Origin of the sequence: Paenibacillus massiliensis subsp. panacisoli DSM 21345, from assembly GCF_000426545.1 — a bacterium.
Classification (GTDB): domain Bacteria; phylum Bacillota; class Bacilli; order Paenibacillales; family Paenibacillaceae; genus Paenibacillus; species Paenibacillus panacisoli.
This window is the reverse complement of the sequence record NZ_AUFO01000052.1, coordinates 1-1264: the sequence shown is the minus strand read 5'-3', so window position 1 is coordinate 1264 and position 1264 is coordinate 1. Positions and strand designations below refer to the sequence as shown.

2 protein-coding genes are annotated in these 1264 nt (G+C 47.6%); both read right to left on the bottom strand.

What is annotated here, in order from left to right; all coding sequences use genetic code 11:
* Window positions 1–37 precede the first annotated feature (37 nt).
* The gene (locus K331_RS0122470) at window positions 38–922 is read right to left on the bottom strand and encodes an IS3 family transposase (RefSeq protein ID WP_169445793.1); all 885 of its coding nucleotides are present in this window, start codon (window positions 920–922) and stop codon (window positions 38–40) included.
* On the bottom strand, window positions 844–1188 hold the full coding sequence (locus K331_RS0122465; protein ID WP_028592002.1) for a helix-turn-helix domain-containing protein: 345 nt from the start codon (window positions 1186–1188) through the stop codon (window positions 844–846). Before K331_RS0122465 ends, K331_RS0122470 begins: the two co-directional genes overlap by 79 nt.
* Window positions 1189–1264 lie beyond the last annotated feature (76 nt).

The window sequence follows — 1264 nt, the reverse complement described above, 5'->3', positions numbered from 1 at the left end:
TGGTCAAGACCCCATTTAGTGGACATTGAAAAAACACCTAAGCTAGAAACTGGCGTCGGTACTCTACCGGCGTCAGTTTGTTTAATTTACGCTGTGGTCGTCTTCGGTTGTAAAAACGTATGTATTTCTCAATTCGTCTTTGTGCCTCTGCCAGATTTCGTATATCATAGGGATAGAGTCCTTCCGTTTTGAGATGCGAGAAGAAACTCTCCATGGAGGCGTTGTCTAGGCAATTGCCCCGGCGAGACATGCTGATTTGGGCGCCAACCTTTGGCAGCATGTCGTGGTAAGCATGAGACGTGTACTGGAACCCTTGGTCGCTGTGAACGACCAATCCGGTCACGTCTTTTTGCTTTGCAAATGCCTTGGCAAAGGTCTGGAGGACCAGCTCATTGTCGTTACGTTCGCTAAGTTGGTAGGCCACAATCTCGTTATTGAATAGGTCTTTGACTGCTGAGAGATACAACCAGCGTTCGCCTACCCGGTATTGAGTCACATCCGTCACCCATTTCTGGCTTGGTTTTTCGGCTGTGAAATTTCGCTTAAGCAGATTATCAGCTACACGCTCGGCAGCCTGGTATGTCATATTAAATCGACGTTTCCGGCGAATGCTGGCTTGAAGACCGAGCTTTTGCATAAGGCGCAGCACCTTCTTGTGATTCATCCATACACCTTCATCCTGCCACAAGAACAGCTGGATCTGCCGGTAGCCATACCTTCCTTCGTAGCGTTTATACACCGTGCGGATGAGTCGTTTAGCACCGGCGTCTGGGTCGTTGTTCTTCCGCTTCAAATATGCGTAGTAACCACTTCTAGAGACGCCAAGGAGTTGGCAGTATTCAGCTACTTGGCCGATGTCCGCTGCTTGCTCAATGAGCTTGAAGCGCTGTTCTTTCCCTCCCGCATCCAGATTTCCAAACACTTTTTTAGCATCGTATTCTCCCGTTTCAACTGCTGAACATATCGCTCCTGATCTAAATATTCTTTCCGCCTTCCTCGTTGATCCAATAGACCAAACTCACCTTTCTCACGGTATTTTCGCATCCAACGCTTCATCCGACCCTGATCTTGGATTCCGAAATGATCGTTGATCTGCCGATACGTCCACTTTTCCTCTACGTGCAGGCGAATTGCCTCCACCTTGAGTTCCTCGGAATACGTCTTAAACTTTTGACCTTTAATAGCCATTAAAAATGCACCCCCTAGAAATTCATCGGTTAAACCAAGGGGTTTTTCCAATGTCTATTCTAAGGGGTGCACTTCA

Bases quoted from the DNA above. Each gene is read 5' to 3' on its own strand.
- K331_RS0122465 (WP_028592002.1), bottom strand. From the start codon at position 1,188: ATGGCTATTAAAGGTCAAAAGTTTAAGACGTATTCCGAGGAACTCAAG.